The following is a 24,209-nucleotide window of genomic DNA, read 5'->3' as shown; positions in this document are numbered from 1 at the left end:
TTGTGGCTAGTTTTGGCATTTCCTTTTGGCTTATAAATAATACTGTCTATTTTAGTCAGTTGTCTACTTTAGTCATTTAAAAACAGAAATAAAAAACTCAACCTGTTTTTTAAGGTTGAGTTCGTCTTTAAAATTATTTCGACATCATTTTCTTTCGTTTTTCTTCTTTAATCTCTTTCAAATCTTCTATAAAATTTTCATATCGATAAAATACAAATCTTATTCTTTCTCGGTCGCCACCTTCGTTTTCTGTAATAGCAACGCCCGGTTTTTTACCAATTTTTGTCGCAAGTAATCTGTCAGGTTCTTCACCACTTCGTTCACCTAATATCATTCTTTCTGCTTCTTGCGTTTTAGTTTGTAACGCCACCCGTAATGCACAGGTATCTCTCAAATCAGATGGCATTGAGTTCCGAGAAGGTTTTTGTGTTGATAAGCAAACCATACCTCCATAAGCTCGTCCGATACGAACGGAATTCTCAACAGTAGAGCTTATTGCTTCAATAAGTTTTTTATCTTCTGTTTTCTTACCTGTTGTATTAAAGAAAACTTGACACTCGTCTATGACCAACATCTTCAATTTTGGTCGTTCTTCAATTGGAATATGCCAAAAGTTTGCTACGTTATATTTTTCTTTAAATTCATCTGCTCTTTTTGCCAATCCTTCGTCAAAATCTTTTAGCACTTTTAAAATTTCCTCGAAGTTTCGTTCGCCTTCGTTTACTTTCAATTTATATACATCGGCTAAACCATATTCTCTAAAATCATCTAATTCACTTGGTGCAGTCTTACCGTCTACCAATGTTAAATCTATTGCATCTTGATACAACATTGAAGTTAGTAAAGGTAAGAAAGAAGCAGATTTACCGGAACCGGGGACACCTGTAACTAAGAAACCACCGTTTTCTTTAAACGGTATAGCAACTTTATCACCTGTTTCACCAATAGCAGTATAAAATTCCATTTTTTTCAAATCATAATCTATATCCCTAGCACTTTCTATTTCCCAAATATTATCTAATGGGTCAGGGCTTGCCTCATCTCTAAATAACAAAGTCAGTTTTGGATTAAGTTTGAATAAAAAATTATTATGTTCCAAACGTAATGTTTTTACATCAATGTCGCAAAGAATTACTTCTTCTGCATTAAGCAAAGATGTATTCATTCGTTCTGCTTTTTCTTTTAAATTCTCTCTACTAAAACCATAAGGGGCTTCAAGAATAGAAAATACATAACCTTCTTCCACTCGACCCATTATAGCCATATAATTTTCCTCTGCATCAAATACTTCGCCCGTTTTTCTTTGGAGTTCTCTCAATTTAATATAATCCGATTTTTTACTCCACAAATCCATGTTTAAAGCCATTTCTGACCCTTTTTCCAATAATCCTTCAAGTTCACTTTCATATCTTTTAGCATCTTTTCTGAAAGTTGGATTATATTTTTCCATAGGATAATATTGTAACAAAGTTGGCAATTCACCATTCTTATCTTCTTTATAACCAATGCAGTTATATATTCTTTCAGTATTACCCCGCATATTAATCACTCCTTTTTTCTTATTGCTTTTTGTATTTATTAAACATTTCGTTTATTTCTAAACTATCTTCTTTCATTTCAAGTGCTTCTCTCTCTACAATTTCTTTATTTTCTTTTATGTTTCCAAACAAATTACTGATTGGATTACCATTATTACTCGGTCGCTTTTCACCTGTTCCAAAAAACATTTTCGCTAGATACGGAACAACAACACAACCTATGAACAATACTCCAAAACCAAAAATTAAATTAATTCCCATACCTTCTCGGTCTAATACACCTAATAATTGAAAAAGACCTGATAACGCAAATATACCTCCAATTAAAATACTACCTACAATACCTATTAAAGATATGACTACTTGAATAAATTTCATTATTCTTCACCACTCTTTCATTTTTTTAATTTTCTAATCTTCTAAACTTTCAAAGTATTCATCGTAAACATAGTTACCAATTCCATTCATATCTAAATCTTCAATATCTTCTTTTGCTATTTCAAAACTTGTAATTTCATCTCTTTCCATATCGTAAATAAGGGCAACGATAGTTTCGTTTTCTTCGGACTTCACCGTATCCATTTCAAAACCTTCAAATACAGTTAAGTCACCATCTTCTTCATTTAATGAAAACTTTTCATTAAGTATACTTTCCAATAATCGTTGTTCTTCTTTATCATCAGTAATGTTTTCACTTATTGATTTTGCACACATTTCTTGATTGTTTCGTGTATTATCTGTTTTGAATATCTGATTTTCTTCATATACACAACCTATTTTTTCTTCATTAAACACAATTAAACTTAAATATTCGTGACATGCTTCATCATCATTTAATTCATTTTCAGAAGTAGTGAGTGTTCCATCATGGAACACATCACTATCCACTTCTTCAAATTCATTATTTACCAAGTCTGCATCATCTTTTTCAAGCATATTTTTATCTTTTGTTTTTTGTTTATCTTTCTTAAATCGCTCTAATCCTAGAATTGCCATTTCTTCTAGTTCTTCTTCTAGTTCCTTCTCTAATTTATCTGAAACCATCATATTTTCACCTCGTTATCTTCTAAATCTTCCACCTTTAACTTTGTTTTTATAATGTTTTTTCATCATTTCTTCTCTTGCTTGTCGTTTTACTTCTCGTCTATTATCCATGTGTTGACTAATATTTTCTTTCATTGTTCCATTTAAAATACCTCTACCAATTAGATAACCAATGACAAAAAGGATTACCATGATAACTTTTCCAATACCTTCACCAGTGTCGTAACCACCACTTACAAAGAATGAAGCAACAAATGCACCAATGATTGTTCCAATAAATGTTACTCTCGGTGACTTAGTGAAAAATTCAACTTCAAATGGCATTGCTTCTTCGCTTTTTCTAACCATTCTAAAACCATTATAGAAAACGACAAAGTTAAAAATACAAACAATAACCTCAATTAAGAACAATGTTGCCACAAAAGGTATTTTAATTTCTTCATCTACTCCTGTACTAATTGTGTTTGAATGTATAGTGCCATAAAGTACCGATAAAATACCTTTTGTTAAAATAAACCCAACTAATACATTTAAAAAGATTTCATCAATTGGGAATGTCGTTTGTACAAATAGCATACCACCAAATACTATAAGTACGAATAAGAAACCAAACCAACCTCCCGGTTGACTAACACCCGGAAAGAATAGCATGAATACCGTCATTATCATATAAGTTATTAGCATTGTTTTTGCAGATAATTTTCGCTCAAACAACGCTTTTCGTTCTGCATTTTCATCTGTAAAATTCAACATATTTATCAAACCTTTCTGTATTTAAAATTCATTCACCATTTTGTTTATTTTATCGTCTAAATAAGCTACTGCATCTTCTAGCTTTAATCTTTCTTGCCTAATATCGTGTTTTATATTTTCCAAAATTGATGTTTCTGTTTTGATTTCATTACTATACCTTCTTAATTCTTCGACAATTTCAGTAAATCGTTCTTCATTTTCCTCCATTTCAACCTCATAGTATTCTCTTTCAGTGCCTAATTTTTCTACCACTTTGTCGAGTGACGTTTTGTTATCATTTGTATTCATTTGACTAATCATCTCGTCTATCAAAGCAGTTACTCTATTTTGCTCTAACTCTGATAACCTTTCATACTCTTGTGAATAACAAAACCTCGCTAAACATTCTTTCATTCTTTGTTCTTTTTCCATATGTTCTACCACCTTTCGTTTTCTTCATTATTTTTATGTTCCTTACCACCACCTTTAATGTTTTATTATTTTATCGCCATGACGAAAACCATTTAAGAAGTTCGCTTGCTCTCTCATTCACCACTGCGAAGTATTCTTCTATTTCTTCGGAATACAACTCGTTTTTAGTTAAAACTTCTACCAAGTTTTCTAAACCTGTTTTTAAAGGAGGTACTAATTGAATTGCCTTAACCGAGTGTTTTTCGTTATAAACCAATTCATTATTAATTACACTCACTCGTTTACCAAGTTCGTTCCCTTCAAAATCTAATTCATCATCAAATGCTATTTTCATGTTAATTTTTGCGTTATCCCACGCTTCTTTTATACCATCTCTAGCATCTGCGATACTGCCTGTGTTATTTACCAATATTCTTTTTACTTCTTCGTCGCCATGATAATCAAAAACTTCATTTAAGTTACGATAAACTTCACTAATCAACGTTTGATAATTCTCTACTAAATCTTCTGCTTTATCTCTATCAACATTTAACAAACTATTTAATGCCGATTTCACTGATTGTAACCCTTCAATAGCTTCGTTTTCTGCACCATAATTACTTTCTTCAATATCAAATTCTTCAAATTCACGTTCTTCTTCATTACTTTCAAGTTGTGCAATCACTTCACCAATATCTAATTCCATATCTTCTGCATTTTTTTCAAGTCTTTGAATATCACGTTCAAGTGCATTTTTCGTCATTTCTCTAACTTCAAGTTCTTCAAGCAATTCATTTATATTTCCTTTCAACGTATAAAAACTTAACTCAAAATTTTCAAAACTCTCATAGTTTGTCATAACTACCATTGATACCACCCCTTTTCTCATTCAATTATTCTTATCATCGGTGTACGATTATTTGCTAAATCTTCTTTGAAGTATTTCAATTCATCTTCTCTATTTACTTGTTTAAACAATGCTTTGTAAGTTGTTTCTGTTTCTTCTGCAATTTCTGCAATGAGATAATCAATAACATTTTTATCTATTGTTTTCATTGGTTTGTCATCGTAAAACATATACTTATCAACCACTTGTTCGTTTTTACTAGAAATATAAATTACTCCATACTGACCTATACCTTTCGGGTACTCATAATTTTTATATTTTTTCTCGTTTATTTCAGTTAAGCCAATAATAAAATACTTATTTCCTTCGTCATCTTCCGTAATGCGTCCATCTGCTTCTTTTACTATTTCTTTGACATCATCTGTATTTTCTTCATAACCTTCAAATTCCATATCACCATATTTCTTTAGCACTCCAATGGTTTTACCTGATATTTCTAATTCACCATCTTCGCTCATCTGAACAAAATAACCACGCTTTTGTAATTTGTCTTGGTAATTTTCTTTTGTTAATATTTCAATTTGTGTATCTGTTAAAACATCTACAAAAACAACACCATCGACTGTTGCAATAACTTCTCGTGACTGATTTCTCTTTCTTCGGTTATTAGATTTTTCTTTCGTGTTACGTTTCACTTCAGGTTGTTTATGATTTCTATTTTCATCTTTAAACGTTGCTTCACTGCTACCATATTTTTCTCTTTCTGCTTTCAATTTTGCTATTTCTTCTTCAAGTGCTTTTTTCTCTGCTTTTTTACGTTCTACGGTTTCATTCATTTCTCGAGCATCTTGTTTCATTTTCTCTATAGCGTTCGACTGCTTCTCAATCTTCTCTTGATATTCAACATATTGGTAAGCACTATCACTATTCAATACTGTCAACGTATTACGGTTAAAGCCATTGGCTTCCAACTTTTCTTTTATATCTTCCACATCATATAAAAATGTGTTATATCCATTTAAAACTTGATAACAAAACGATTTAATCAGTAACTCTATTAAATGACTTCTCGATTGAATAGGTACAACGCCTTTAGATGACTGTATTAAAAAATCGAGCATTTCAATTATATCCTCGCCTGTCGTAAAACTTACTTTCTTTCGTTTTTCTTCTTTGAGTTTTCTACCCATTACATTCACCACCCTTTCACTTTAATCTAATTCGAATATTTCTTTATATTTATTCCATCGTTCTTCAAAACTTGCTTCTTTTTTTCGTTCACGTTTTTTACGTCTTTCTTTATTTCTTACTTTGTTATAACTTTCATATTTCTTAATATCATAAGTGTTTATATCAAAGTCTATCTTATTTTCTTTCCCATAATATTTTCTAATTCTTAAATCAAATATCTTACTATCATTAATACCTAATCGTCCGAGTATTTGGTCGAATAACGCTTTTGCCACATTATCAACATCGGGCGTTGTTATCATCGGCGTGTTCCAATAGTCCGAATTGACAACTTTATAATAACAAGTAATGACTACTTCATACCCCGTACCTTCTTCAAAACATTTCATAATGTGATTAAGTGTATATTCATCTAAATCTCTCAATAGTATTTCTTCTATTTCTTTTTTAAATTGGTTATATCTTGGTGTATCACCAACGCCACCGTTTTTATATATTTGTGGTCTGCCTGCCGATATACCTTTTGTGAAAAGCGTGAAATTTACATTGCTTAAATACTCCATTTGCTACACCTTCTATATTATTCTTCCTTATTACCACCATTCATTTCACTCATATCAATTTCATCTTCACCAATTTGTTTAAATGCAAATGCTCGATTACCAAACTTCTTACGAGGTTGTTCATAACCTTCTTTCTTAATAATACGATTAATCATTTCACTTATATTGCTAAAACCATTTGCTTTTGCTCGTTCATCTGCTTTATCTCGTAATTCTTTATTTACAAACATTCTACGTTTACTTTCAGGTTCTTCAGGTTGTAAATCATCATAATCACCAACAATAATTTTCTTTAACATATGTTCAACTAATCCTTTTTCTGTTTTACCTACCATATCTCTATGTTCATTCTGTAAAAACTTAAAGTAATATTCTCGATTACCAAGTAGCATCACTGTGCCACGTTTTTCTCTATCTTTGCCTTCTCGTGCTACTTGTTCCTCATATTGTTCAACCATTTTTTTATTTTCATTTTCCATTTTGTACACCTCTTTTTTTTATTATGTATCAACCACTACTACCAACATGCTCGTTGGTAGGTGGTTGCTTTTTTACTAATTCGCTCGATAGAAACCATATTTTTCATCTTGTTCTACCAAACTTTTACCTTCTTCCATTTCTCTCAAATCTTTTCTTACATTTCGTACTTCTTTTTTATTTCTTTTCAAATCATCTTTTGTTCTCATCGCATCATAATTCATCTTATCTATTTTGTTTTCAATCTGTTCCAATTCATGTGCGTTTGCATTTGCTTGTTCATAAGATTTTTTTGAATAATCAAAACCAAACATTAAAAGTAAGACGAGTACGCCAATAATGACACCGATTAATACTGCTAAAAACAATTCACCAGTTGTTTTTAAGCGACCTTTTGTTTGTTGTTTCATATTTTTTCACCTCGTTTTTTTATTATTTTTACATCTTTAAAATTCAATCAACCTCCTTTGATTTGATGTTAAATACAACATAACATATATTCTGTATAATCACAATATTATGAAGCAATTAATTATTGCGTAAAAATAGCAACAAATCAATGTTTTACTGTCATTACAACATCTTTAAGAGGTTGAAATATTTTATTTTTTTTCTTTACTTTCATTTTTATAAATCATTTATAATCGTTGTTTTTATCAAGTTTTTAGTTTTTTGTCCATCACGCTCACGTTTAAAAATATAATTATATTTTTGCGACTAACTAGCAATAACAATCATCAATCCTATCTACGTTTATTTTGTTTACGCAAAATCTGTTTCATACGCTCTTTATTAAAACCCGTGAGTTGATGTCCATTTGTTTCGTCATCTTCCATTGTTGCTAGTTCTCGTTGATACATCTCATTCGCATAGTTATCAATGCCGAGTTCTTCGTATTTATCCACCTCATTAAACCGTTTCACTGCTTGTAACCACGTTACTTCGTCAATATCCAATAGTTTATCTTTACGTGGGGCAAAAAGGACTTTTCGTCTAGTGATTACATCTCGTGTGCCTTCCTTCGCTCGTTGGTGTACAAACGTATCTGTGAAGCTCTCACAGAGCTTACATTCAATCAAAGGCTTTACTTCACACAAATCATCATCACCATTTGCGATACGTTTTAAAATGGTCTTATACACGTCCTCTTGCTTAATATAAAAGGGTATATAACAATCCACTGTATGTTGATGTTTCGGTTTTATCGTCAATAAAAAGTCGGCAATATCTTCATAGCCATATGCGTGTAGTATTGCTTCTGTACGCATTGCCAGTTCTGAAGGCAGAAGCATTGTTCCACAGAAAAGACCTTTTGACCGTTGTTTTATCGCTACCGGGTTATTTTGTATCTTGATACGTGATTGGCGTATACGATTTAATAATTCTCGTATTTCCTCGATTGTCCTTCCCATTTTCGTATAAATCGGTAGTTCATAATTATTCATCGTTAAAACCCTCTTTAATTTCTCAGAAGTTATACGCACCAAAAATCGCTTGTGTTTCTCAATGTTACTTTAGGTCAGGTAAGCATCATCTGAAACTTGCTTCCAAAGATTTTATTTACCACTCTGTTTACCGAAGTTCTTTGCTTATCATCAATAAAATCTAAATTTAATTCATACATTTCTACAGACAACAACATTTGCATTTCCTTAATCGCTTGAGGTTCCAATATCACATTTTCATCTGATTTAATTTTACTTTTCATTAAGCTAATAGCTATGCTTTCAATCATCATTTTGTCATGGTACGAAAGTTCGCTAAACATTTTCCCATACAGTTCTTCGCACACAATTTCGGAAATTCTTTCTTGTTCATTCATCGTCACCATCTCCTTTAGGGGAAAAATAAGTATTTTCTGTATATCCATTTAATTCCAGTTCTTTTTTAACGTTTTCAACATTATTTATAAATGTTGCTTCGTCGTTAAGAATTTCATCAACTATTCTTTTAGTTAAATATTCAAATAATCTCGACCGACTTTTAATAGGCAAATTCCCTTCATACTCTTTTACAATAATGTCTAATGCTTTAACTACATCTTCCGACAGCGTGATTGAAGTGCTAATTTTGTTTTTCATATTTAATCCTCCCTTCTTCTTTCATCACGTTTTTGCTTAGCTTTTTTAATTTTACTTTTCATTTCAACTTTTTCTTCAGACGTTAAATCTTCATAGTTTTTTCGCCTTTTATTTTCACTAGCAATTTCTAAATGTTTTTTACCCACACTCTCAAACCTTTCATACGCTTTTTTTGATTTGTAGACGCTATCCTTATATTCTTTAGCTATGATTTCTTCTAACATTTCATTTAATGTAGAAAAGCCTAAATACTTAGCTTTTTCAGATGCTTTATTTTTTAATTCCTTATCAATTTTAACTCTTGTTTTATCTTTTCTTTCACGCCCCCTCATATACGCATAATCATTCGCTACTACCTTTTTCAAAATGTGATTGTAAAAATCTTCTTGCGTAAGACCAAGTGTATCTTTATGTTTTTGTCTTAATTTATTTGCTTGTTTTGCTCTTACTTCAGTAAGTCTTATTTCTGATTTACTCATATACATCACCCTTTAAATTGATTAGTTATTTCGTTATAAACTGTAAAAATTTCTTTTGCTTCATTACGTTTTTTCTCGTCTTTAAAATGTCTTTCAAAATCTTTATCCGTTGCTTTTCTATCACCTTTAACTCGATGACTGATATTAAATTCTATTAAATTACCATTCGGTAATTTGTACATCACAATTACCTCTCTTTTTTTGACTATTTTAAGTGTTAAAATTTAACACCTAATACTGTAAAAAAAATATAATCATTTCTTTCCAACTAATTACATAGTATCAATAAATATATTAGGTGTCAATATTTAACACCTTTTATATTATCTTCTCTTATTTCGAGAACTTTGCATTGGCACTATTCCATTCCCACGCTTTTTATTTTTGCTTTTATTTCTATTTCTTCTCTTTTCATGTTCTTCTTTCAGCTTCTCTAATTTTTCATCGCTTTTATCCTTTTTCTTTCTTTTACGCCATTGCCAAAAACTATTGTTTTTATCTTCGCCTGTTGTTTTATCCCACTGCCAATTTTCGTACTTTTTATCAATCTTTTTTATTTCTTCATAAACTTCATCAATCTTAATTGCAGTCTTTATTAACATGTTATTTTCAATAATTTTTTTCCCCGTTCTATAATCCAAGATGGTGCCTTTGGAAATGTTTTTCATAACATATGCTATTTCTTTCGTTGAAACTTTTGATTGAAATAAAACCCATTTAACTCGGTCTAAATTTATCATTTACTTCATTCCCCCTTTAAATATATTTTTTTGATTTCCTAAATGCCTACAATTTATTCCAAACTGTAACATTTAGGAAACTTTTTAATATCTATCTTCGCCTGTTTCTCTATCCCATCGCCAATCATAGCACTTTTCGTCAATTGCCCTAACTTCATCAAAACTTTCTTCTAAATTCAAAGCCGTTTTATATTTCATTTTAGACAAAATGTCCTTTTTACCTGTCCGATAATCAAGTATCGTCTGTTTCGAAACACCTGTGATTTTCTTCAATTCTCTTGTCGAAACTTTCGACTGAAACAATATCCATTCTACTCGTTCAAAATGTGTCATGCCTTATCCTCCTATATTATTTAAGAAATTTAACCAAATCTTCTACATATTCTAATTGTTGGTCTTTGTTATCATCATATGAAAAATAATCGACAGTTCCATCATTCCATTTCGTCAATGTGCCTACTTCTTGATTACCATTAAACACTTTAAATGCAGTTTCTTTTTCCATCAGTTCGTAACGTTCTTTTAAATCAGAAGAGCGTTCAATAAACAAATCACTTTCTTCTTCTAAAACGATACTTTCATTAACTTCGATTTTATCCAAAAAATTATATAATATTGTTCCCATTATTATTACCACCTTTTTTTTATTGGACGTGTAAAAGTTACATGTCCTTAAATTCTTTTTCTTTTCCCATATAATCTTTTATTCTCTTTCTCTCTTTTCAATACACTATTCCAACTTGTTTCAATTTCTTTGCTATCCATCGAGGGATTACAATTTCGACCTGTTACTTCTAATACGAACAACGCATTATCTTTTGAAATGTTTCCTTTAGCTAAATCTCTAGCCAATTTACCACTTAGTTTTGTTATCATTTCATTTCTCGTACCCGAATTAAAACCTTTTCTCATAGATGTTAGATACTTGTTAAAAAGACCACCTTCACTACCCATAAGTGTTTTTTCGTTATCGGCTATGGCAGTGTTCTTACGTTTACTTGCTTCTTCAAACAACTTAACAACCCATTCCGGTGCTTCTTTGATGTTCTCACCACTCTTTTCGTGTAGCTCATATTTACCATCTGCTCGTTGAGTATTTGGTGCCGGTGTATAACTGTTCTTTCCTGTCAGTAAATCAACACCGTCCATCGCACCCACACTTCGTTGCCCGGTATAGCTATCCATATGGTGAGGTATTATAAAGTAAATATGTACGCCACCACTCGGCGTGTTTACTCTCATGGTGTCTGATACATCTTGAAGTATTTGATTTCTTTCTTCAACACCATGTTCCATTATCCAATTATGAAATGACTGCTTGCCATCAACGTTGTTACCATGTCCGACATCAATATCTATGACAAATAATCGTTCAAGTACCATACCTATATCATAACCGTTTGTGACGTTTTTAGTATAAGGTACAACCGGTTGTCCTTTGCCATCTCGTTTGACCCAACTTGCTACTGGAACCATCTTCGGTTTGCCACTTTCATTTGTCTTACTAAATAAACGTATCGTCAAAGGGTAGTGTTTATAATTTGCTTGAATAGACATAAATTATTCCCCTTTCTGTTGTTCATTATCTTTCATTATTTCGTAATATTTTTCATCTAAATCAGTTTGTGATTTACCACTATCTAGTTCATATCTCAAAATATCTTCAATGGCATCAGATAATCGTTTATAACCATATTGCTTGGTATAATGATTGGCTTTTTTTGACAACCCACTCGGTAAGTTTATACGTTGTTCTTTCACGTTATTACTTTCAAAAAGTTCATCATAATAACCATTATTTATAAGTGTAAGTAACGTTTTAAAAACATCTATACGTGATTTCATTAAACGACTATCTTGTGTTGCTTTTTCTAAATCTTCAATGACATTTTTACCAAATGTATACCGAGAATAACTCGTCATTTTTTCACCCTCTTTATCTTTGTTAAATCTATTGTATAACAATTCGTTTAATAAGTCAATAATTGTACATATAATATGAACTTAAAAATGAACGCTTTAACATCTACTTTAATTTACTTTGTTAATTTACCATTTTTTCTATATTCCAAGATTGTAACCTTTTGTAACCTTTTGTAACCCTATGTGTAACCTTTTTTGTAACCTCTGTAACCATTGGTGTGGTTGGGGGACAGAGTTTTGGTACTTAAAAAAAAGCCAAAAGGTTACAAGGTTACACCCAAAAAAGCAAATATATATAAGACCCTTAATTTAATAATACTTTCTTTTTTTCCTCGCGCGCGTTAAAGAATATTCAAGTGTAACTTTGTAACCTTTTTTGGCAAACCCTTGTGACTCTAAGTCGGAGGAGGGTTACACAAAGGTTACAAAGGGTTACAAAAGGTTACAATCCTTTATTTAGATAAAGTAAAATCATTATAATATTACACTATTATCAAAATAAATATTATCTTTTATAATTTAAATTATTTTACGGAATAATATTTTGACTTATCTATTAGTAGAATATGATTTTCTGTGAGTATAAATAGTTGTTATAAAATCTAAAAAAAGTAAAAAAAGGTTCTGTTGCAAAGTAAAAAAAAATATAGCTAACCACTAATTTATCATGTCAGTGTTCGCTTAACTTGCTAGCATGATGCTAATTTCGTGGCATGGCGAAAATCCGTAGATCTGAAGAGACCTGCGGTTCTTTTTATATAGAGCGTAAATACATTCAATACCTTTTAAAGTATTCTTTGCTGTATTGATACTTTGATACCTTGTCTTTCTTACTTTAATATGACGGTGATCTTGCTCAATGAGGTTATTCAGATATTTCGATGTACAATGACAGTCAGGTTTAAGTTTAAAAGCTTTAATGAGTAATAAATCCGCCATTTTCACCGAAATCGCAAGTAATGTCACCGTCTTCAATGTCATCATAAAGTTGCACGTCTGGATTAGTAAATATAGCGAAAGTACGTTGCTTATCTTCACTAAACGAAATAATATAGGGTATTTCTTCAGCTTTTACTTACTTCAACACATCTTTAAATAGCTGACTGTTATTTTCATTTACTGTAGTTGCCATATAAATTACTCCTTTTCATTAGTAATTCGTTATTAATACCTCTTTAATTTTACCACGACCATCCCCTTTACTGTTAATTGCTCTTGCGACTTCAACGTGTCTAATATTAAAGCCCCTATATAAATCATACACCATATCTGCTGAGCTATTGCTCAACATTACTTTGCAGCCTCTTTTGTCTAAATCTAAGGCTAAATCTCTTAAGCGAATTTGGTCTTCTATTGTAAAGCCATCTGCATTATATGAAGTGAAATCTGACGTTTTACTGATGGGAATATATGGAGAATCGGAATATATAAAGTCTCCTTCTTTTGCATCAGCACAAGCCTCTATGAAATCGGTGTTTAGAATTGTTATATCATTTTCATTTAAGTACTTACTTAATTTTAAAATGCCTTCCTCATTTACGATATTAGGGTTTTTATACTTCCCCATTGGTACATTTAAATACCCTTTTTGAGAATATCGTAAAATACCATTAAACCCAGTTTTATTAATATAAAGTATACGTGATGCACGTTCAACAGCAGTTAATTTAGCAAATAATTCCTCATCTCTATCTAATGCTCTGATGCTATAGTAATACTCTTTTTCATTCACGTGCCTTTTTAAATCCTCAATTAATTCGCATGGATTGTTTTTAACTACTCTATAAAGATTAATAACTTCAAAATTAATATCATTAACTATCGCCGATTTAGGTTGAATACCTAATAAAACGCTGGCACCACCTAAAAATGGCTCAAAATATCGGTTATATTCTGATGGCATATTCGCCTTAATATCTGGTAAAACTTTTGATTTACCACCTACATACTTAAGTATTGGTTTTATTATTTCATTATTTTTAGTCATATAAATCACCTTAAATTTATTTACGAACGCTCGTTCTATTTATTTATAATAACATGCTTACGCAACTGTTTGTGCTCCTATTAATATTTTCATTATTTTACCATCCCATTTATAATTAAATTAACTAAAAAGGATGGTGTTAGATATGGCTGATAAGAAGAAATTAGATACAAAAAACGATAAAGCATGGCAATTACTATTTGAAACGCACGATATTGTCGATGATTGCCATAAAAATGGTTTCTATGAAATATCTGCAGATGATATTAAAAAGGTTAGAGAGCCTCGACTAATGACAAAGTTTGACCATTACAATAACTTACCTATACAATTTAAAGATGAAAATCTTGTGATTTTGCCAAATCGCCGTGGGAACTACGTTATCGGAAACTTTGATGTATATAAAGAACTTAAATATGATGAAACTATCAAGCCAGAAATCGTTAGTTTCCCACATACTATCGATACCATTAAACCTCAAATCGTTACATCTGAAAGTGTCGCATTAAATATTGCACATATCAGTAGAATGCTTAGTAAACTAGCAAACAATGAAAATTTAGATTTAACTGTTACTGGTAGAATGGGTTCAGGAACATTCTCTTATGATGTTCTTAATAAAACTACTAATACTAACTATAATTTTGGGGTAGAGAATTCGCAAATAGAAATCGATGGTAGCTACGAAAGTAAAAACCACTTTTTAATTGTCGAATCTAAAATGCATACGGCTGAAGATTTTATGGCTCGTCAATTATACTATCCTTTTAGAACTTTACGTTCTCGTACTAATAAAAAAATAAGACCTATCTTCTTCACTTTGTCGAATGATGTGTATAGCTTCTTTATTTATGATGTTGTTGATATTAATAACTACAACTCACTACAATTAGTGAAACAAGTCAATTTCATGTTTAATCATAAAAGTATCATCAAAGACGACTTAAGTAACCTTTATAAAAATGCTAATGAAGTTCCAGAGCCACTTGTGCCGTTTCCACAAGCCGATAGCTTCGAAAGAGTTATAGATTTACTTAACTTATTAGTTGAAAAAGATTTAATGTTCGAAGAAATAACTCTTAATTATGACTTCACTTCAAGACAGACTGGATACTACACAAATGCAGGAATATATTTAGGTTTAATAGAGAAGTTTACTGACGAAGACAATGAAATCGCATATAGAATAACTAAAAAAGGGTTAGATATTATGCAAAAAGAAATAAAAGAGAAATATCTATCACTTGCTACTGAAATTATCTCACACAAGCCATTCTATTTAGCATTCAAACATTATATTAAGAATAATCAAGTTCCTAGTAAGAAAGAAACTGTCGACTATATGAAGAAATGCAATATATATAACGTAGGTTCTGATGTTACTAGAGAACGTAGAAGTAGTACAATCAGAGGTTGGATTAAATGGATTGCCAATCTTCCTGAAGAAATATAAATATAACTATTAACGGAGTGGTCAGAGCCACTCCTTATTTTTTTCGAACAATTTGCTGAAAAAGCCGTTGGATTCTTCTTATTATCTTTCATTACGTAAGTCACTGTATAAATCATCAACCTTACTTGAGTTTTTATTTGATTCAGATGTTGATGTACTTGACTCTTCAGTATTATTTACTATTTCTAAGTTCGTTTCTAATTGCTTAATCTTTTCATTAGACTGTAATGCTAAAGATTTTTGGTTATATAATAACTTTTGTTGCTCGTCTAATGTGCTATTTAACTTATTAAAAGGTTAGAGTGTACAGAAAATAACTTATTTTTTATAATAATCAACATACTATAATATTGAGTTATAATAGTTAAAAACCTAGAGGATGGAAGTTAGATGTACAATACAAATATAGTGAGAACATTAGAATTAAAATTTGAAAATATAGATTCAACTGTATATATGGAATTATATGATCATATAGCTGATTCGAGAATAAAAACATTGTTGTCAAAATTTCATAGTGAATATATAGAATCATTTAAATTGATGAATACTCGACTACCTACAAAAAGTAAGCCTAATCATTTTTGGGCTAATAGTAGTAGACGATTAATAGATGTTATAGAATCGACATTTGAATTAATAAGAGCAACGAAAAAGACAGAATATGCATTTTATATAGACGAATATTATAGACAAATTATCAATAAGTGTAATGATTTTCTTGTTTATTCGGGTGGTAGTGAAATACCTGAAAATACAAATAAAATAACACTTTATTATGAAAAGCCAATATTTTTGTTGAATAATTCAATTACCATTACACGTGCAGGGATTGAAGAAGTGGTAAAAAGAAATAAACTAAAATTAGTAGGAGAAGGTTCTTACGCAAAGGTATTTAAGTATAAAGATTCGTTTTATAATAAGCATTTCATATTAAAAAGTGCGAAGAAAAATTTGAATGAGAAAGAAATTGAAAGATTCAAAAACGAGTACAAAACTCTTAAAGAATTAAATTCCCCATACATCGTTGAAGTATATAAGTTTGATAGTGAGCATAATGAATATGTAATGGAATATGCTGATTTTACATTGAAAGATTATATAGAAGCATTCCCGCATATAGATATGAAAGAAAGGCAGAATATTGGTTTACAAATTATTAAAGGATTAGAGTATCTCCATTCTAAAGAAGTTTTACATAGAGATTTAAGTTTTACTAATGTATTAATAAAAAAATATGATACAATCCCAGTCGTGAAATTAAGTGACTTTGGATTAGTAAAAACAATTGATTCGACTTTAACATCACTAGATACAGAATTAAAAGGTAGTTTAAATGACCCAGATTTAAGGCGTATTGGTTTTAAAAACTATGGTATTTTGCATGAAATATACGCATTAACAATACTTTTGAATTTTGTTATAACGGGAAGAAAAAATATAGACAATATATCGGAAAGAACTAAAAAATTTGTAGATACAGGAACTAATCCTGATAGTAATAAGAGATTTCAAACTTTATTAGAAATTAAAGGAGCCTTTATAGAAATTACAAATGATGAACAGCAGGTAAAAGGAAATAGCAGATTTAATTTTATAATAGATAAAAGAGATATTGATATATATACTAATCAAAAAGAAAATTTAGTTAAAGTTAAACAGAAAGTAGTCCAAATTGCAGAAAATCCTTCTGCTTATTCTTTAGAAGATATGCTCATTTTAGAATCGTATTTAACTATATATGGAAACAAAGATCCTGTAAATGTATATAGGGATAAAGATTTAAAAAATAATCATAATAATTTATTAGATAATCTCAATTCATTCTATATTTTAATAAATGATAACAAAAGTCCTAACTCAAGCATGACTTTTAAATTTAAAACTTATGATATTGAAAAAGAAAAAATGTTAATTAAGCATGCTAAAGAGATAGTAGAATCATATACATTTATAACTGAACGATTAGAAAAATATATATAAACAAAAACAGGAGGTTTAATACCTCCTGTTTGATCTTAATTTATAAGACCAAGTGAACTAGTATAGTCTTTATAACCACATTGTCTATTATATATTTAACCTGTTCATCCGATAGTCCATGATAACATCCTTGTTAAATTGTTTATATCTGAAATAGTTCATACAAAAGACTCCTTTTTATTAAAATTATACTATAAATTCAACTTTGCAACAGAACCTAAAAAAACCACCACTCAAAAGCGATGGTTTTTCAAATATTCTTTTTAAAATGCTAAATCATCATCTGAAACAGGTTTACCTGTTTCTTTACTTTCTTCGTACAAATCTTCTGTAGTTGTTGGTTCTTGATTTTCAAAAGGAACTATCCATAAAACGTTATACGTTTTGTTTTTGTCGATATTGTTTGAGTTATTTTGTACATGCGTAAAGCCATTAAATTCTTGGCTACCACTAATACTATTCACTAAATCTATTTGTTTGTTTACAATAGAATTTTTTGATTGTTTTTTGATTGGTTTTAAAGTTTGTTCGTTTTTATATTCATATTCTTCACCACGTTTTAATTTAATAATGGCTTCGTGTGTAACAATCTCATTGGCAAATTTTTGTGGATTACCTTTGAATTTTTCTTTTCCTGTCACTTCGGCAAAAACTTCATAAACAGTGTAAAGATGTTCGGCAGTCATAGGAATTGGTTTATCAACTGTATTACCTAAGAAGTCTGCAAAGGCACTAACAATATCATTTTGCTTAACTGCATCAGATGTATCGTCTTTAACAGATTTTGGTATTGGAATTTCTAAGCTATATTTATTTCTAATAGCGTGTTCACTTAACATATCAATGGCGTATTTTGCGATACATTCTAAGAAGTAATTATCTTTGAGTGCATGCGTCTTGATAGCCGGATTAACTTTGGTTGGATTAGCACTTCTGTATTTGTCTGATATTGATTGTTTCTCAAAGACAACGTTAAATTTGATAACTTTGAAACGTCTTTCACTTGCACCACCATCTTGTTTAAGGTTAGGTGCGCCGTTTGAAGTAATGATTGGTGTCAGTGTTGGTATTGATGAACGAGATTGTTTAAATTTTTCTTCATAAGGTACTCTATCCCCTGAAGCAATCTGTTTCAACTTGGTAACACCGAGAGAACCACTATCTGTTGCTTCGTTACCGATAAGGGCGTATTTACCGAATATATCCCCTAAAGCGAATTGGTTATTATCTAAAAACGCAATTTCAACGTTACGAGATTGGGCATTACCTACAAGCATTTGTATCATTTCAACGTAAGTTGTTTTGCCTGAACCACCGTCACCGGCAAGCCAATAAATACTGTCGCCACCAATAGCTCGATTGAATGGTGTTAAGATGTCGGCAATTACATTCCCGGCATAGATTTCACGTTCTTTGGCTTCTTCTTTTGTATAATCGCCATTTACAAATGGGAATGTCACAAATTCGAAAGGTGTAGTACCGTATTTCTCGCAATTATGGTAATTTGCATCTTCATTGTATTTAACTTTTAATCGAGCCGGTATAGGTTCGTCAAAGTTGTCAGGGTTTTCTTTAAATTCTTTAGTCATAACATTATAGTTACCGTTATTGAAAGGAATTACAAAAGGATTGTAAGTTAGTACATCAGTATTTTTTGGGTCGTTGACTAATATACTATATATATTATTTACAACTTTGACACTTTCTTTAACAGTAAATGTGCCATCATCTATAACTGAAATGATATTGTCGGCACAACGGTTAAGGGGTGTCCATGTTTGAGTTTTTAAGTCTAAGACACTAATGATAGGGCTTAAAATTTCTTGACTGTGTTCGGGAAAATCTTTAAATTTCATTCTTCCTTTTATTCCAATGTCATCTTCTAATGAAACAAAAGCGATGTGGAAGAATTTGAAAATTAAATCAGATAAGTGGCTTACCCCTTTTTCTTTCTCTTTTTCCACTGGCTCGGATAATTTATCACATAATGTATTTGTAGTTGTTTTTAGTGTATTTAAGAAACTAAATAGTTTTTTCTTACACTCTTTGATGTCTGATGATGTATCATCGCTTTCTGAAATAACATCTGTTGGGAATTTGATGTTGATATTCTCATCAGTATTGTCATTTATTTTATCTACTAATCCCCAAATGACATCGTATTCTGTATTTATTTTCTTTTCTATTTCTAAAATATCATTGATAACTTTTTGACCTTTTACGAAAAAATGATTTGAATAGCCACTTTTGATAACATCGTTAAAAGAATTTTCTTTGTAAAGTGGATAACGTCCATCTTTTATGAAGAACAATGTATCAAGATAATACTTGGCAAATGGTGAGTTTACAGAAGGAAATGTAACTCGATTTTTTTGTAATATTATTAATTCACTAACGAGGTCTATATAATATCTTATCTTTTCAGCTATTGACTTATTTTCGGCTTCATCAGTGAATAATTCATGGATAGTGTAATAGTTGTTTGAGGCGGGAATGAAATAGAAATCTTCACTAATTGCTATTTCTAATTCTTCACATATTTCGCTAATTGTTTTGTTAAAAGTTTCAAAGGCTAAGTCGTTACCTTCTTTTGAACCAATATTGTATTTCATATTGGTTAAATCTTGTTCTTCTTCGTTCATTTTATCTTGTTCTTCAATGTTATTTTCAAATTCGTTTTGATTTTGTATTAGCGTATTATTGTTTTCCATAAAAATAACTTCCTTTCTGAATGTAAGAGTTTTCAAAAGGAAGCCCACCACGACAGTGTTTACATAGCAATAACACTTGAGTTCTTATTGTACAAAATCAGTATATATGGTATACTTTATATAAGAACAAATTAGAAATGACCTTTTTAGTCATTTGTGATAAACTAAAAGTGTTAAATTAATAAAGCTTTTGTCGTTATCCACTTACAACTTTGACCGGTGTTGGTGGACTTACCTTTTAGAGTAACTATTTTTCCAGAATAGTTGCTCTTATTTTTTGTCTTTGTTTAATTGTATCATGCGTGTGCGACTTCTAACGATTGTTCTTCTGAATTAAATTCTTCCAATTCTTCTAATAATTCATAAAAAACATTTATTAAGTTTAGAATAGTTTCTTTTCTAAAGTTTGGTGATGTTTTTTCAAGACATAATCTTCTTATTGTGTTGTAACTGCTATTTAATTTTTCTTTTGCAAAACGTTCTAATGTATATTGGTTATTTAATGTTGAAAAGAACGCTTTAAAACTATTGATAGTTCTATAAAAAACATCTCGTTTATCAAAAGTTAAAATAACTTGTTTTTGAGATTTTTCTGCTACTTCGTAAATTTTTTCGGCTTTTTCAATCATTAATTTTAAATAATCATATTTTAATTGATGTAATTTAGCTTGTTCATTATTCATCATTTTTTGTACCTCCTTAGGAAATATATTATTTCTTACTTATTATAATATCAAATTAGAGTTATAAAATCAAGAATAATAAAATATGTTTTATTAATTGTTGACACAAAATACACTAATATCCTTCGTCAACATATGCTATAATAACCTTAGTTGATTATTCAACATTCTATCTGTGTGTAGTGACTAGGATAGAACATAAGAAGCCCTTTCCAATGTTTCATTAGCGTTCATTGGTTAGGGCTTCTTTGTCGTGTTATCCACTTTTTAATAAAAATAATATAATCTACTCTATTCTATTCTACTCACAAATTCTGATATGTACTGAAAGTTGGCAATCATGATAAAAGCACTGTTGAATAGCTTTTAAAGTATATCGTGCTGAGGAACGCCTAATATACCTTCATTTATGTACTCATAATCTGTGCAATATTTGATATTGTTTTGTTGCCAAATGAATGAACAAGGTTGTCCTACATCATTATGAAACTCTGCTATATCTTCATATGTACCTTCAAAGTATTTCTTACCTTTTTTTATATTATTTTCTTCACTTTGTTCTTGTGTTATTTCCATTAGACCTGTTTCTAAATCAGGGTTTATTTCCATGACAACTGTATTGTCATGAATGATGAAAATTCTTATTAATCTTTGGAATTTGTCAGTATCTAACCACCAGTAACCACGTGCAGAATTATAAATTTCTTCTGAAGTCATATCTGGACTAAAACCACGATAATTTCTATCAATAATGTTATCATGTTTTTCTTCTTTTTCACCTAGTCGAATGAACAAATATAAATCTTTATTTTGTGTCAAAAATATTCCTCCCTTTATTATATTCTATCTGTACTTTGAATATATTTATTAAGTAAGATTATACATGTTTATAAAGTGAATATAAATAAAACTAATTGATTTTTTGTACAATAAATTGTACAATTAAGACAGTAGATAAGGAGGCGTATAAAATGGCGACAAAAAATTATTCATTTGTTAGAGAAAATTTCAGAGAAATGATTGATAAAGTAAATGATGATAGTGATACAATCACAATCACAACAAAAGACCGTAACGCTGTACTAATGTCAGAAAATGATTATGATGCAATTATGGAAACATTATACCTACAACAAAACCCTGCTAATGCTAAACATTTATCACAAGCAATTGAAGATTTAGAAAGTGGTGAAGGAAAAATAAAGGAAATAGATGTTTAATGGCTAAATTAAATATTACTTTTTCACCACAAGCATTTGAAGATTATGAGTATTTTCAACTTAAAGATAGAGCGATGATAAAAAGAATTAATAAGTTGTTGAAAAGTATTAGCAGAGAAGGTGCATTAGAAGGCATTGGCAAACCTGAGAAGCTAGTAGGTAGTCTTTCGGGATATTACAGTCGGCGTATCAATCAAGAACATAGATTGGTTTATACGGTGAATGATACATCAATTATGATAGCTTCTTGTCGTTACCATTATAAATAATAAAACTACCGTACTGTGAAAAGAAACAGTTTGGTAGTTTTTTTAGACTTTATATAACAATTTTATAATTTCCCATAAAAAAAGTCCTACTATTAATAGTAGGACTTCGACGATAAAAACCAACAACCGTTGGTGAAAACGGTGATGATAAATATTGTTTGATGATTGAAAAAAATATATTGAATTTTAAAGATGAAAAAAACGAGTTTTTCAAAAGTAAAAACAATAAACAAAAGGTATAAAATCATTATATCAACAAGTGGCACATGTGTCTATATATACTGATTTTGACAAAACAACCGGTAGCTAATTATTAGCTAATTATTAGCTATTTCCGACTAAATAAGCGACTAATTAAACCTTTGCTAGTTGGTGATTTGTTTTCTTGTTTAATTTGATGCTCTTGTTCTTGTTCCATTTGGCTCTCTAGCTTTTCAACTTTTTTGTTGCTATCTAAAGCTAGGACTTGTTGGTTACGCAATAGTTCAGAATACTTATTAATTTGTTCGTCTTTAGTCGCTAATTGGTGATGAAGTCGTTTAATTTCTTCACGCAATTCAAGATTGTTTTGTTCTTGTAGTTCTTGGTTTCTTTCTAATAATTCTAATTCCTTCTCTTGATTGTTACCTACTTCGTTGCCAATATCATCTGCAACATTGTTTCGCTCATCTTGATAACGTGGGCTATTTTTTATATTTTCAGTTATAACCTTTTCGAGTTCTTCATCAATGTGGTTAATGTTTTTGATTTTGGTATATGGCATATCATCAGGTTTGTTATTGTTAATTGTTTGTTTGGCAACTCCTAGTTCATCGGCAAGTTGTTTTACAGTTTTCATTTTTCATTACCTCTTTAAAAATTAGTGTCTGTGTTTGCGAATTTGATTTTTGTATTTGCTGTAATTGATAAGTGCAGATTGCATTGTTGGTATATCTGACATGCGTAAGTCAACGACTTGTTGTTTTAAGTTATCAACGTAATTATATTGTTTACTATATTCGCCTTCGGCATCAAATTTCATCTTGTGTAATTTGGTTTCATTTTCACTAATTAATTCTTCGAGTTTTTCTATCTGCTTATCTCTTTCAATGTTGGCAGTTATATCAAGCTCAAGTTCACTAAGTGCATTTTGTATTTTCAATTCGTTAATAAGTTGTTTTGCGATTTCTTCGTTCATTTTTATCTCCCCTATCGTGTATTAGTTGATAGTTAGTTACTATTAGCTAACTCCCCTACCCTTGCTATAATGCTATTTTAACATAATTAGCTAATAATTAGTAGCTAGTTAATAACTAACAAGGGAATGAAATAGTTAGTTGCTAGTCGGTTAGTAACTAAAAAAATGATAAAGTAGCTATTAGTCGCTAACCATCATATTGTTAATTTCATCTAAGATGTGTTCAGTAAATTCAAAATCATCGTTTTCTAATATAGAATGGTTGCCATCGGAAACCAGAGCAAATTGATAAGCAGTATCTAAAATTTTATCAATTGAAAGTTTGCGAATACGTTCACTTGTGTTTGGATATTGGTGTTTTAAATTTTTGATAGTTGTTTGTGACACATGAAATTCTTTACTCAAATCGGATATAGAATACTCAAATGTATTTTGAATATAAGTTATCAACTCACTTAATTGTGGTTGTATTTTATTCAATTCAATTGTACCCATGATAACTGGTTGATAAAAAACTGTTCTTTTTAATTTATTATACATGCTCAAAATTAAAAGTTTTTGTATAACTTGTTCGGAATTTTCCACGAAAAAACCTCCTAACTTTATAATATCTCTTATTAATATTATACCACTTTTGACAAAATACGACTATTAGTAAATAACTTTTCAAGCCAAAAGAAAATGCCAAAACTAGCCACAA

At 30.2% G+C, this 24,209-nt stretch carries 31 protein-coding genes and 1 pseudogene; 4 read left to right on the top strand and 28 right to left on the bottom strand.

Translation table 11 applies throughout. The features are described from left to right. Positions 1-133: 133 nt before the first annotated feature. From KA893_RS13015 to KA893_RS12910, 22 genes and pseudogenes are all read right to left on the bottom strand, one after another. Entirely contained in the window at positions 134-1,540 is a 1,407-nt protein-coding gene (locus tag KA893_RS13015) for a zonular occludens toxin domain-containing protein (RefSeq protein ID WP_210125929.1), read from the bottom strand. A 19-nt stretch (positions 1,541-1,559) separates the two neighbouring features. After that, positions 1,560-1,916, bottom strand: a complete 357-nt coding sequence (locus KA893_RS13010) for a hypothetical protein (protein ID WP_210125927.1) — start codon at positions 1,914-1,916, stop codon at positions 1,560-1,562. 33 nt (positions 1,917-1,949) lie between these two features. Continuing rightward, on the bottom strand, positions 1,950-2,585 hold the full coding sequence (locus tag KA893_RS13005; RefSeq protein ID WP_210125925.1) for a hypothetical protein: 636 nt from the start codon (positions 2,583-2,585) through the stop codon (positions 1,950-1,952). A gap of 12 nt (positions 2,586-2,597) precedes the next feature. Next, a complete protein-coding gene (locus KA893_RS13000; RefSeq protein ID WP_210125923.1) occupies positions 2,598-3,335 on the bottom strand; it encodes a hypothetical protein in 738 nt (245 codons plus the stop codon). A 21-nt stretch (positions 3,336-3,356) separates the two neighbouring features. Next, entirely contained in the window at positions 3,357-3,746 is a 390-nt protein-coding gene (locus tag KA893_RS12995) for a hypothetical protein (protein WP_210125922.1), read from the bottom strand. A 70-nt stretch (positions 3,747-3,816) separates the two neighbouring features. After that, on the bottom strand, positions 3,817-4,593 hold the full coding sequence (locus tag KA893_RS12990; protein WP_210125920.1) for a hypothetical protein: 777 nt from the start codon (positions 4,591-4,593) through the stop codon (positions 3,817-3,819). Positions 4,594-4,610: 17 nt separating this feature from the next. Continuing rightward, on the bottom strand, positions 4,611-5,762 hold the full coding sequence (locus KA893_RS12985) for a cell envelope integrity protein TolA (RefSeq protein ID WP_210125918.1): 1,152 nt from the start codon (positions 5,760-5,762) through the stop codon (positions 4,611-4,613). Between the two features lie 21 nt (positions 5,763-5,783). Continuing rightward, positions 5,784-6,326 (bottom strand): RusA family crossover junction endodeoxyribonuclease, encoded by a 543-nt coding sequence (locus tag KA893_RS12980; RefSeq protein ID WP_210125916.1) that lies wholly within the window; start codon positions 6,324-6,326, stop codon positions 5,784-5,786. A gap of 17 nt (positions 6,327-6,343) precedes the next feature. Continuing rightward, a complete protein-coding gene (locus KA893_RS12975) occupies positions 6,344-6,805 on the bottom strand; it encodes a hypothetical protein (RefSeq protein ID WP_210125914.1) in 462 nt (153 codons plus the stop codon). A gap of 75 nt (positions 6,806-6,880) precedes the next feature. Further along, complete coding sequence (locus tag KA893_RS12970) at positions 6,881-7,213, bottom strand: hypothetical protein (RefSeq protein WP_210125912.1); 333 nt, start codon at positions 7,211-7,213, stop codon at positions 6,881-6,883. A gap of 333 nt (positions 7,214-7,546) precedes the next feature. Further along, positions 7,547-8,248: a hypothetical protein gene (locus KA893_RS12965; RefSeq protein ID WP_210125910.1), complete on the bottom strand. Its 702-nt coding sequence runs from the start codon at positions 8,246-8,248 to the stop codon at positions 7,547-7,549. A 74-nt stretch (positions 8,249-8,322) separates the two neighbouring features. Beyond that, on the bottom strand, positions 8,323-8,625 hold the full coding sequence (locus KA893_RS12960) for a hypothetical protein (protein WP_210125908.1): 303 nt from the start codon (positions 8,623-8,625) through the stop codon (positions 8,323-8,325). Further along, entirely contained in the window at positions 8,618-8,884 is a 267-nt protein-coding gene (locus KA893_RS12955) for a hypothetical protein (RefSeq protein WP_210125906.1), read from the bottom strand. The genes KA893_RS12960 and KA893_RS12955 overlap by 8 nt, the downstream gene beginning before the upstream one ends. Before the next feature lie 2 nt (positions 8,885-8,886). Beyond that, positions 8,887-9,363: a hypothetical protein gene (locus KA893_RS12950; protein ID WP_210125904.1), complete on the bottom strand. Its 477-nt coding sequence runs from the start codon at positions 9,361-9,363 to the stop codon at positions 8,887-8,889. Positions 9,364-9,368: 5 nt separating this feature from the next. Continuing rightward, the gene (locus KA893_RS12945; protein WP_210125902.1) at positions 9,369-9,545 is read right to left on the bottom strand and encodes a hypothetical protein; all 177 of its coding nucleotides are present in this window, start codon (positions 9,543-9,545) and stop codon (positions 9,369-9,371) included. A 141-nt stretch (positions 9,546-9,686) separates the two neighbouring features. Beyond that, on the bottom strand, positions 9,687-10,103 hold the full coding sequence (locus KA893_RS12940; RefSeq protein ID WP_210125900.1) for a hypothetical protein: 417 nt from the start codon (positions 10,101-10,103) through the stop codon (positions 9,687-9,689). An 84-nt stretch (positions 10,104-10,187) separates the two neighbouring features. Further along, a complete protein-coding gene (locus KA893_RS12935; RefSeq protein ID WP_210125898.1) occupies positions 10,188-10,436 on the bottom strand; it encodes a hypothetical protein in 249 nt (82 codons plus the stop codon). A 16-nt stretch (positions 10,437-10,452) separates the two neighbouring features. Beyond that, a complete protein-coding gene (locus KA893_RS12930; RefSeq protein WP_210125896.1) occupies positions 10,453-10,704 on the bottom strand; it encodes a hypothetical protein in 252 nt (83 codons plus the stop codon). Positions 10,705-10,775: 71 nt separating this feature from the next. Then, entirely contained in the window at positions 10,776-11,660 is an 885-nt protein-coding gene (locus tag KA893_RS12925) for a bifunctional DNA primase/polymerase (RefSeq protein WP_210125894.1), read from the bottom strand. Between the two features lie 3 nt (positions 11,661-11,663). Further along, positions 11,664-12,026, bottom strand: a complete 363-nt coding sequence (locus tag KA893_RS12920; protein WP_210125892.1) for a hypothetical protein — start codon at positions 12,024-12,026, stop codon at positions 11,664-11,666. 681 nt (positions 12,027-12,707) lie between these two features. After that, positions 12,708-12,983: pseudogene (locus KA893_RS12915) on the bottom strand (DDE-type integrase/transposase/recombinase); the annotation flags it as partial. Between the two features lie 193 nt (positions 12,984-13,176). After that, entirely contained in the window at positions 13,177-14,013 is an 837-nt protein-coding gene (locus KA893_RS12910) for a DNA adenine methylase (protein ID WP_107597504.1), read from the bottom strand. A 145-nt stretch (positions 14,014-14,158) separates the two neighbouring features. On the opposite strand from KA893_RS12910, the gene KA893_RS12905 reads away from it, so the two are divergent. Together KA893_RS12905 and KA893_RS12895 are read left to right on the top strand one after the other, a co-directional pair. Further along, on the top strand, positions 14,159-15,466 hold the full coding sequence (locus tag KA893_RS12905) for a type II restriction enzyme (RefSeq protein ID WP_210125890.1): 1,308 nt from the start codon (positions 14,159-14,161) through the stop codon (positions 15,464-15,466). A 390-nt stretch (positions 15,467-15,856) separates the two neighbouring features. Next, a complete protein-coding gene (locus tag KA893_RS12895) occupies positions 15,857-17,449 on the top strand; it encodes a protein kinase family protein (protein ID WP_210125888.1) in 1,593 nt (530 codons plus the stop codon). Positions 17,450-17,712: 263 nt separating this feature from the next. On the opposite strand, the gene KA893_RS12890 is transcribed toward KA893_RS12895, so the two are convergent. The 3 genes from KA893_RS12890 to KA893_RS12880 form a co-directional block, all read right to left on the bottom strand. Continuing rightward, positions 17,713-20,160 carry a DUF5906 domain-containing protein gene (locus KA893_RS12890; protein WP_210125886.1) on the bottom strand — a complete coding sequence of 816 codons (2,448 nt, stop codon included), beginning with the start codon at positions 20,158-20,160 and terminating at the stop codon, positions 17,713-17,715. Between the two features lie 296 nt (positions 20,161-20,456). Beyond that, complete coding sequence (locus KA893_RS12885; protein ID WP_210125884.1) at positions 20,457-20,846, bottom strand: hypothetical protein; 390 nt, start codon at positions 20,844-20,846, stop codon at positions 20,457-20,459. 363 nt (positions 20,847-21,209) lie between these two features. Further along, positions 21,210-21,662 (bottom strand): hypothetical protein, encoded by a 453-nt coding sequence (locus KA893_RS12880; protein WP_210125882.1) that lies wholly within the window; start codon positions 21,660-21,662, stop codon positions 21,210-21,212. A 152-nt stretch (positions 21,663-21,814) separates the two neighbouring features. Here KA893_RS12880 and KA893_RS12875 point away from each other — a divergent pair, with 152 nt between their 5' ends. Together KA893_RS12875 and KA893_RS12870 are read left to right on the top strand one after the other, a co-directional pair. Continuing rightward, on the top strand, positions 21,815-22,063 hold the full coding sequence (locus KA893_RS12875) for a type II toxin-antitoxin system Phd/YefM family antitoxin (protein ID WP_210125880.1): 249 nt from the start codon (positions 21,815-21,817) through the stop codon (positions 22,061-22,063). Continuing rightward, entirely contained in the window at positions 22,063-22,332 is a 270-nt protein-coding gene (locus KA893_RS12870; protein ID WP_210125878.1) for a Txe/YoeB family addiction module toxin, read from the top strand. The genes KA893_RS12875 and KA893_RS12870 overlap by 1 nt, the downstream gene beginning before the upstream one ends. Before the next feature lie 328 nt (positions 22,333-22,660). Here KA893_RS12870 and KA893_RS12865 read toward each other — a convergent pair whose 3' ends face one another. The 3 genes from KA893_RS12865 to KA893_RS12855 form a co-directional block, all read right to left on the bottom strand. After that, the gene (locus KA893_RS12865; protein ID WP_210125876.1) at positions 22,661-23,170 is read right to left on the bottom strand and encodes a DUF536 domain-containing protein; all 510 of its coding nucleotides are present in this window, start codon (positions 23,168-23,170) and stop codon (positions 22,661-22,663) included. A 21-nt stretch (positions 23,171-23,191) separates the two neighbouring features. Beyond that, positions 23,192-23,509, bottom strand: a complete 318-nt coding sequence (locus KA893_RS12860) for a hypothetical protein (protein WP_210125874.1) — start codon at positions 23,507-23,509, stop codon at positions 23,192-23,194. A 180-nt stretch (positions 23,510-23,689) separates the two neighbouring features. Next, on the bottom strand, positions 23,690-24,094 hold the full coding sequence (locus KA893_RS12855; RefSeq protein WP_210125872.1) for a hypothetical protein: 405 nt from the start codon (positions 24,092-24,094) through the stop codon (positions 23,690-23,692). Positions 24,095-24,209: the final 115 nt, after the last annotated feature.

The organism is Staphylococcus sp. GDY8P126P (assembly GCF_017891965.1).
GTDB lineage: Bacteria > Bacillota > Bacilli > Staphylococcales > Staphylococcaceae > Staphylococcus > Staphylococcus saprophyticus.
Note: the sequence above shows the minus strand (reverse complement) of the source record. Positions and strands in the feature narration are given on the sequence as shown.

Coding starts and splice junctions, on each gene's coding strand:
- KA893_RS13010 (WP_210125927.1), bottom strand. CDS start 1,916: ATGAAATTTATTCAAGTAGTCATATCTTTAATAGGTATTGTAGGTAGT.
- KA893_RS12935 (WP_210125898.1), bottom strand. CDS start 10,436: ATGACACATTTTGAACGAGTAGAATGGATATTGTTTCAGTCGAAAGTT.
- KA893_RS12990 (WP_210125920.1), bottom strand. CDS start 4,593: ATGGTAGTTATGACAAACTATGAGAGTTTTGAAAATTTTGAGTTAAGT.
- KA893_RS13015 (WP_210125929.1), bottom strand. CDS start 1,540: ATGCGGGGTAATACTGAAAGAATATATAACTGCATTGGTTATAAAGAA.
- KA893_RS12910 (WP_107597504.1), bottom strand. CDS start 14,013: ATGACTAAAAATAATGAAATAATAAAACCAATACTTAAGTATGTAGGT.
- KA893_RS12970 (WP_210125912.1), bottom strand. CDS start 7,213: ATGAAACAACAAACAAAAGGTCGCTTAAAAACAACTGGTGAATTGTTT.
- KA893_RS13005 (WP_210125925.1), bottom strand. CDS start 2,585: ATGATGGTTTCAGATAAATTAGAGAAGGAACTAGAAGAAGAACTAGAA.
- KA893_RS12860 (WP_210125874.1), bottom strand. CDS start 23,509: ATGAACGAAGAAATCGCAAAACAACTTATTAACGAATTGAAAATACAA.
- KA893_RS12980 (WP_210125916.1), bottom strand. CDS start 6,326: ATGGAGTATTTAAGCAATGTAAATTTCACGCTTTTCACAAAAGGTATA.
- KA893_RS12975 (WP_210125914.1), bottom strand. CDS start 6,805: ATGGAAAATGAAAATAAAAAAATGGTTGAACAATATGAGGAACAAGTA.
- KA893_RS12955 (WP_210125906.1), bottom strand. CDS start 8,884: ATGAAAAACAAAATTAGCACTTCAATCACGCTGTCGGAAGATGTAGTT.
- KA893_RS12870 (WP_210125878.1), top strand. CDS start 22,063: ATGGCTAAATTAAATATTACTTTTTCACCACAAGCATTTGAAGATTAT.
- KA893_RS12985 (WP_210125918.1), bottom strand. CDS start 5,762: ATGGGTAGAAAACTCAAAGAAGAAAAACGAAAGAAAGTAAGTTTTACG.
- KA893_RS12950 (WP_210125904.1), bottom strand. CDS start 9,363: ATGAGTAAATCAGAAATAAGACTTACTGAAGTAAGAGCAAAACAAGCA.
- KA893_RS12965 (WP_210125910.1), bottom strand. CDS start 8,248: ATGAATAATTATGAACTACCGATTTATACGAAAATGGGAAGGACAATC.
- KA893_RS12890 (WP_210125886.1), bottom strand. CDS start 20,160: ATGGAAAACAATAATACGCTAATACAAAATCAAAACGAATTTGAAAAT.
- KA893_RS12960 (WP_210125908.1), bottom strand. CDS start 8,625: ATGAATGAACAAGAAAGAATTTCCGAAATTGTGTGCGAAGAACTGTAT.
- KA893_RS12995 (WP_210125922.1), bottom strand. CDS start 3,746: ATGGAAAAAGAACAAAGAATGAAAGAATGTTTAGCGAGGTTTTGTTAT.
- KA893_RS12945 (WP_210125902.1), bottom strand. CDS start 9,545: ATGTACAAATTACCGAATGGTAATTTAATAGAATTTAATATCAGTCAT.
- KA893_RS12940 (WP_210125900.1), bottom strand. CDS start 10,103: ATGATAAATTTAGACCGAGTTAAATGGGTTTTATTTCAATCAAAAGTT.
- KA893_RS12920 (WP_210125892.1), bottom strand. CDS start 12,026: ATGACGAGTTATTCTCGGTATACATTTGGTAAAAATGTCATTGAAGAT.
- KA893_RS12905 (WP_210125890.1), top strand. CDS start 14,159: ATGGCTGATAAGAAGAAATTAGATACAAAAAACGATAAAGCATGGCAA.
- KA893_RS12895 (WP_210125888.1), top strand. CDS start 15,857: ATGTACAATACAAATATAGTGAGAACATTAGAATTAAAATTTGAAAAT.
- KA893_RS13000 (WP_210125923.1), bottom strand. CDS start 3,335: ATGTTGAATTTTACAGATGAAAATGCAGAACGAAAAGCGTTGTTTGAG.
- KA893_RS12865 (WP_210125876.1), bottom strand. CDS start 23,170: ATGAAAACTGTAAAACAACTTGCCGATGAACTAGGAGTTGCCAAACAA.
- KA893_RS12875 (WP_210125880.1), top strand. CDS start 21,815: ATGGCGACAAAAAATTATTCATTTGTTAGAGAAAATTTCAGAGAAATG.
- KA893_RS12885 (WP_210125884.1), bottom strand. CDS start 20,846: ATGATGAATAATGAACAAGCTAAATTACATCAATTAAAATATGATTAT.
- KA893_RS12925 (WP_210125894.1), bottom strand. CDS start 11,660: ATGTCTATTCAAGCAAATTATAAACACTACCCTTTGACGATACGTTTA.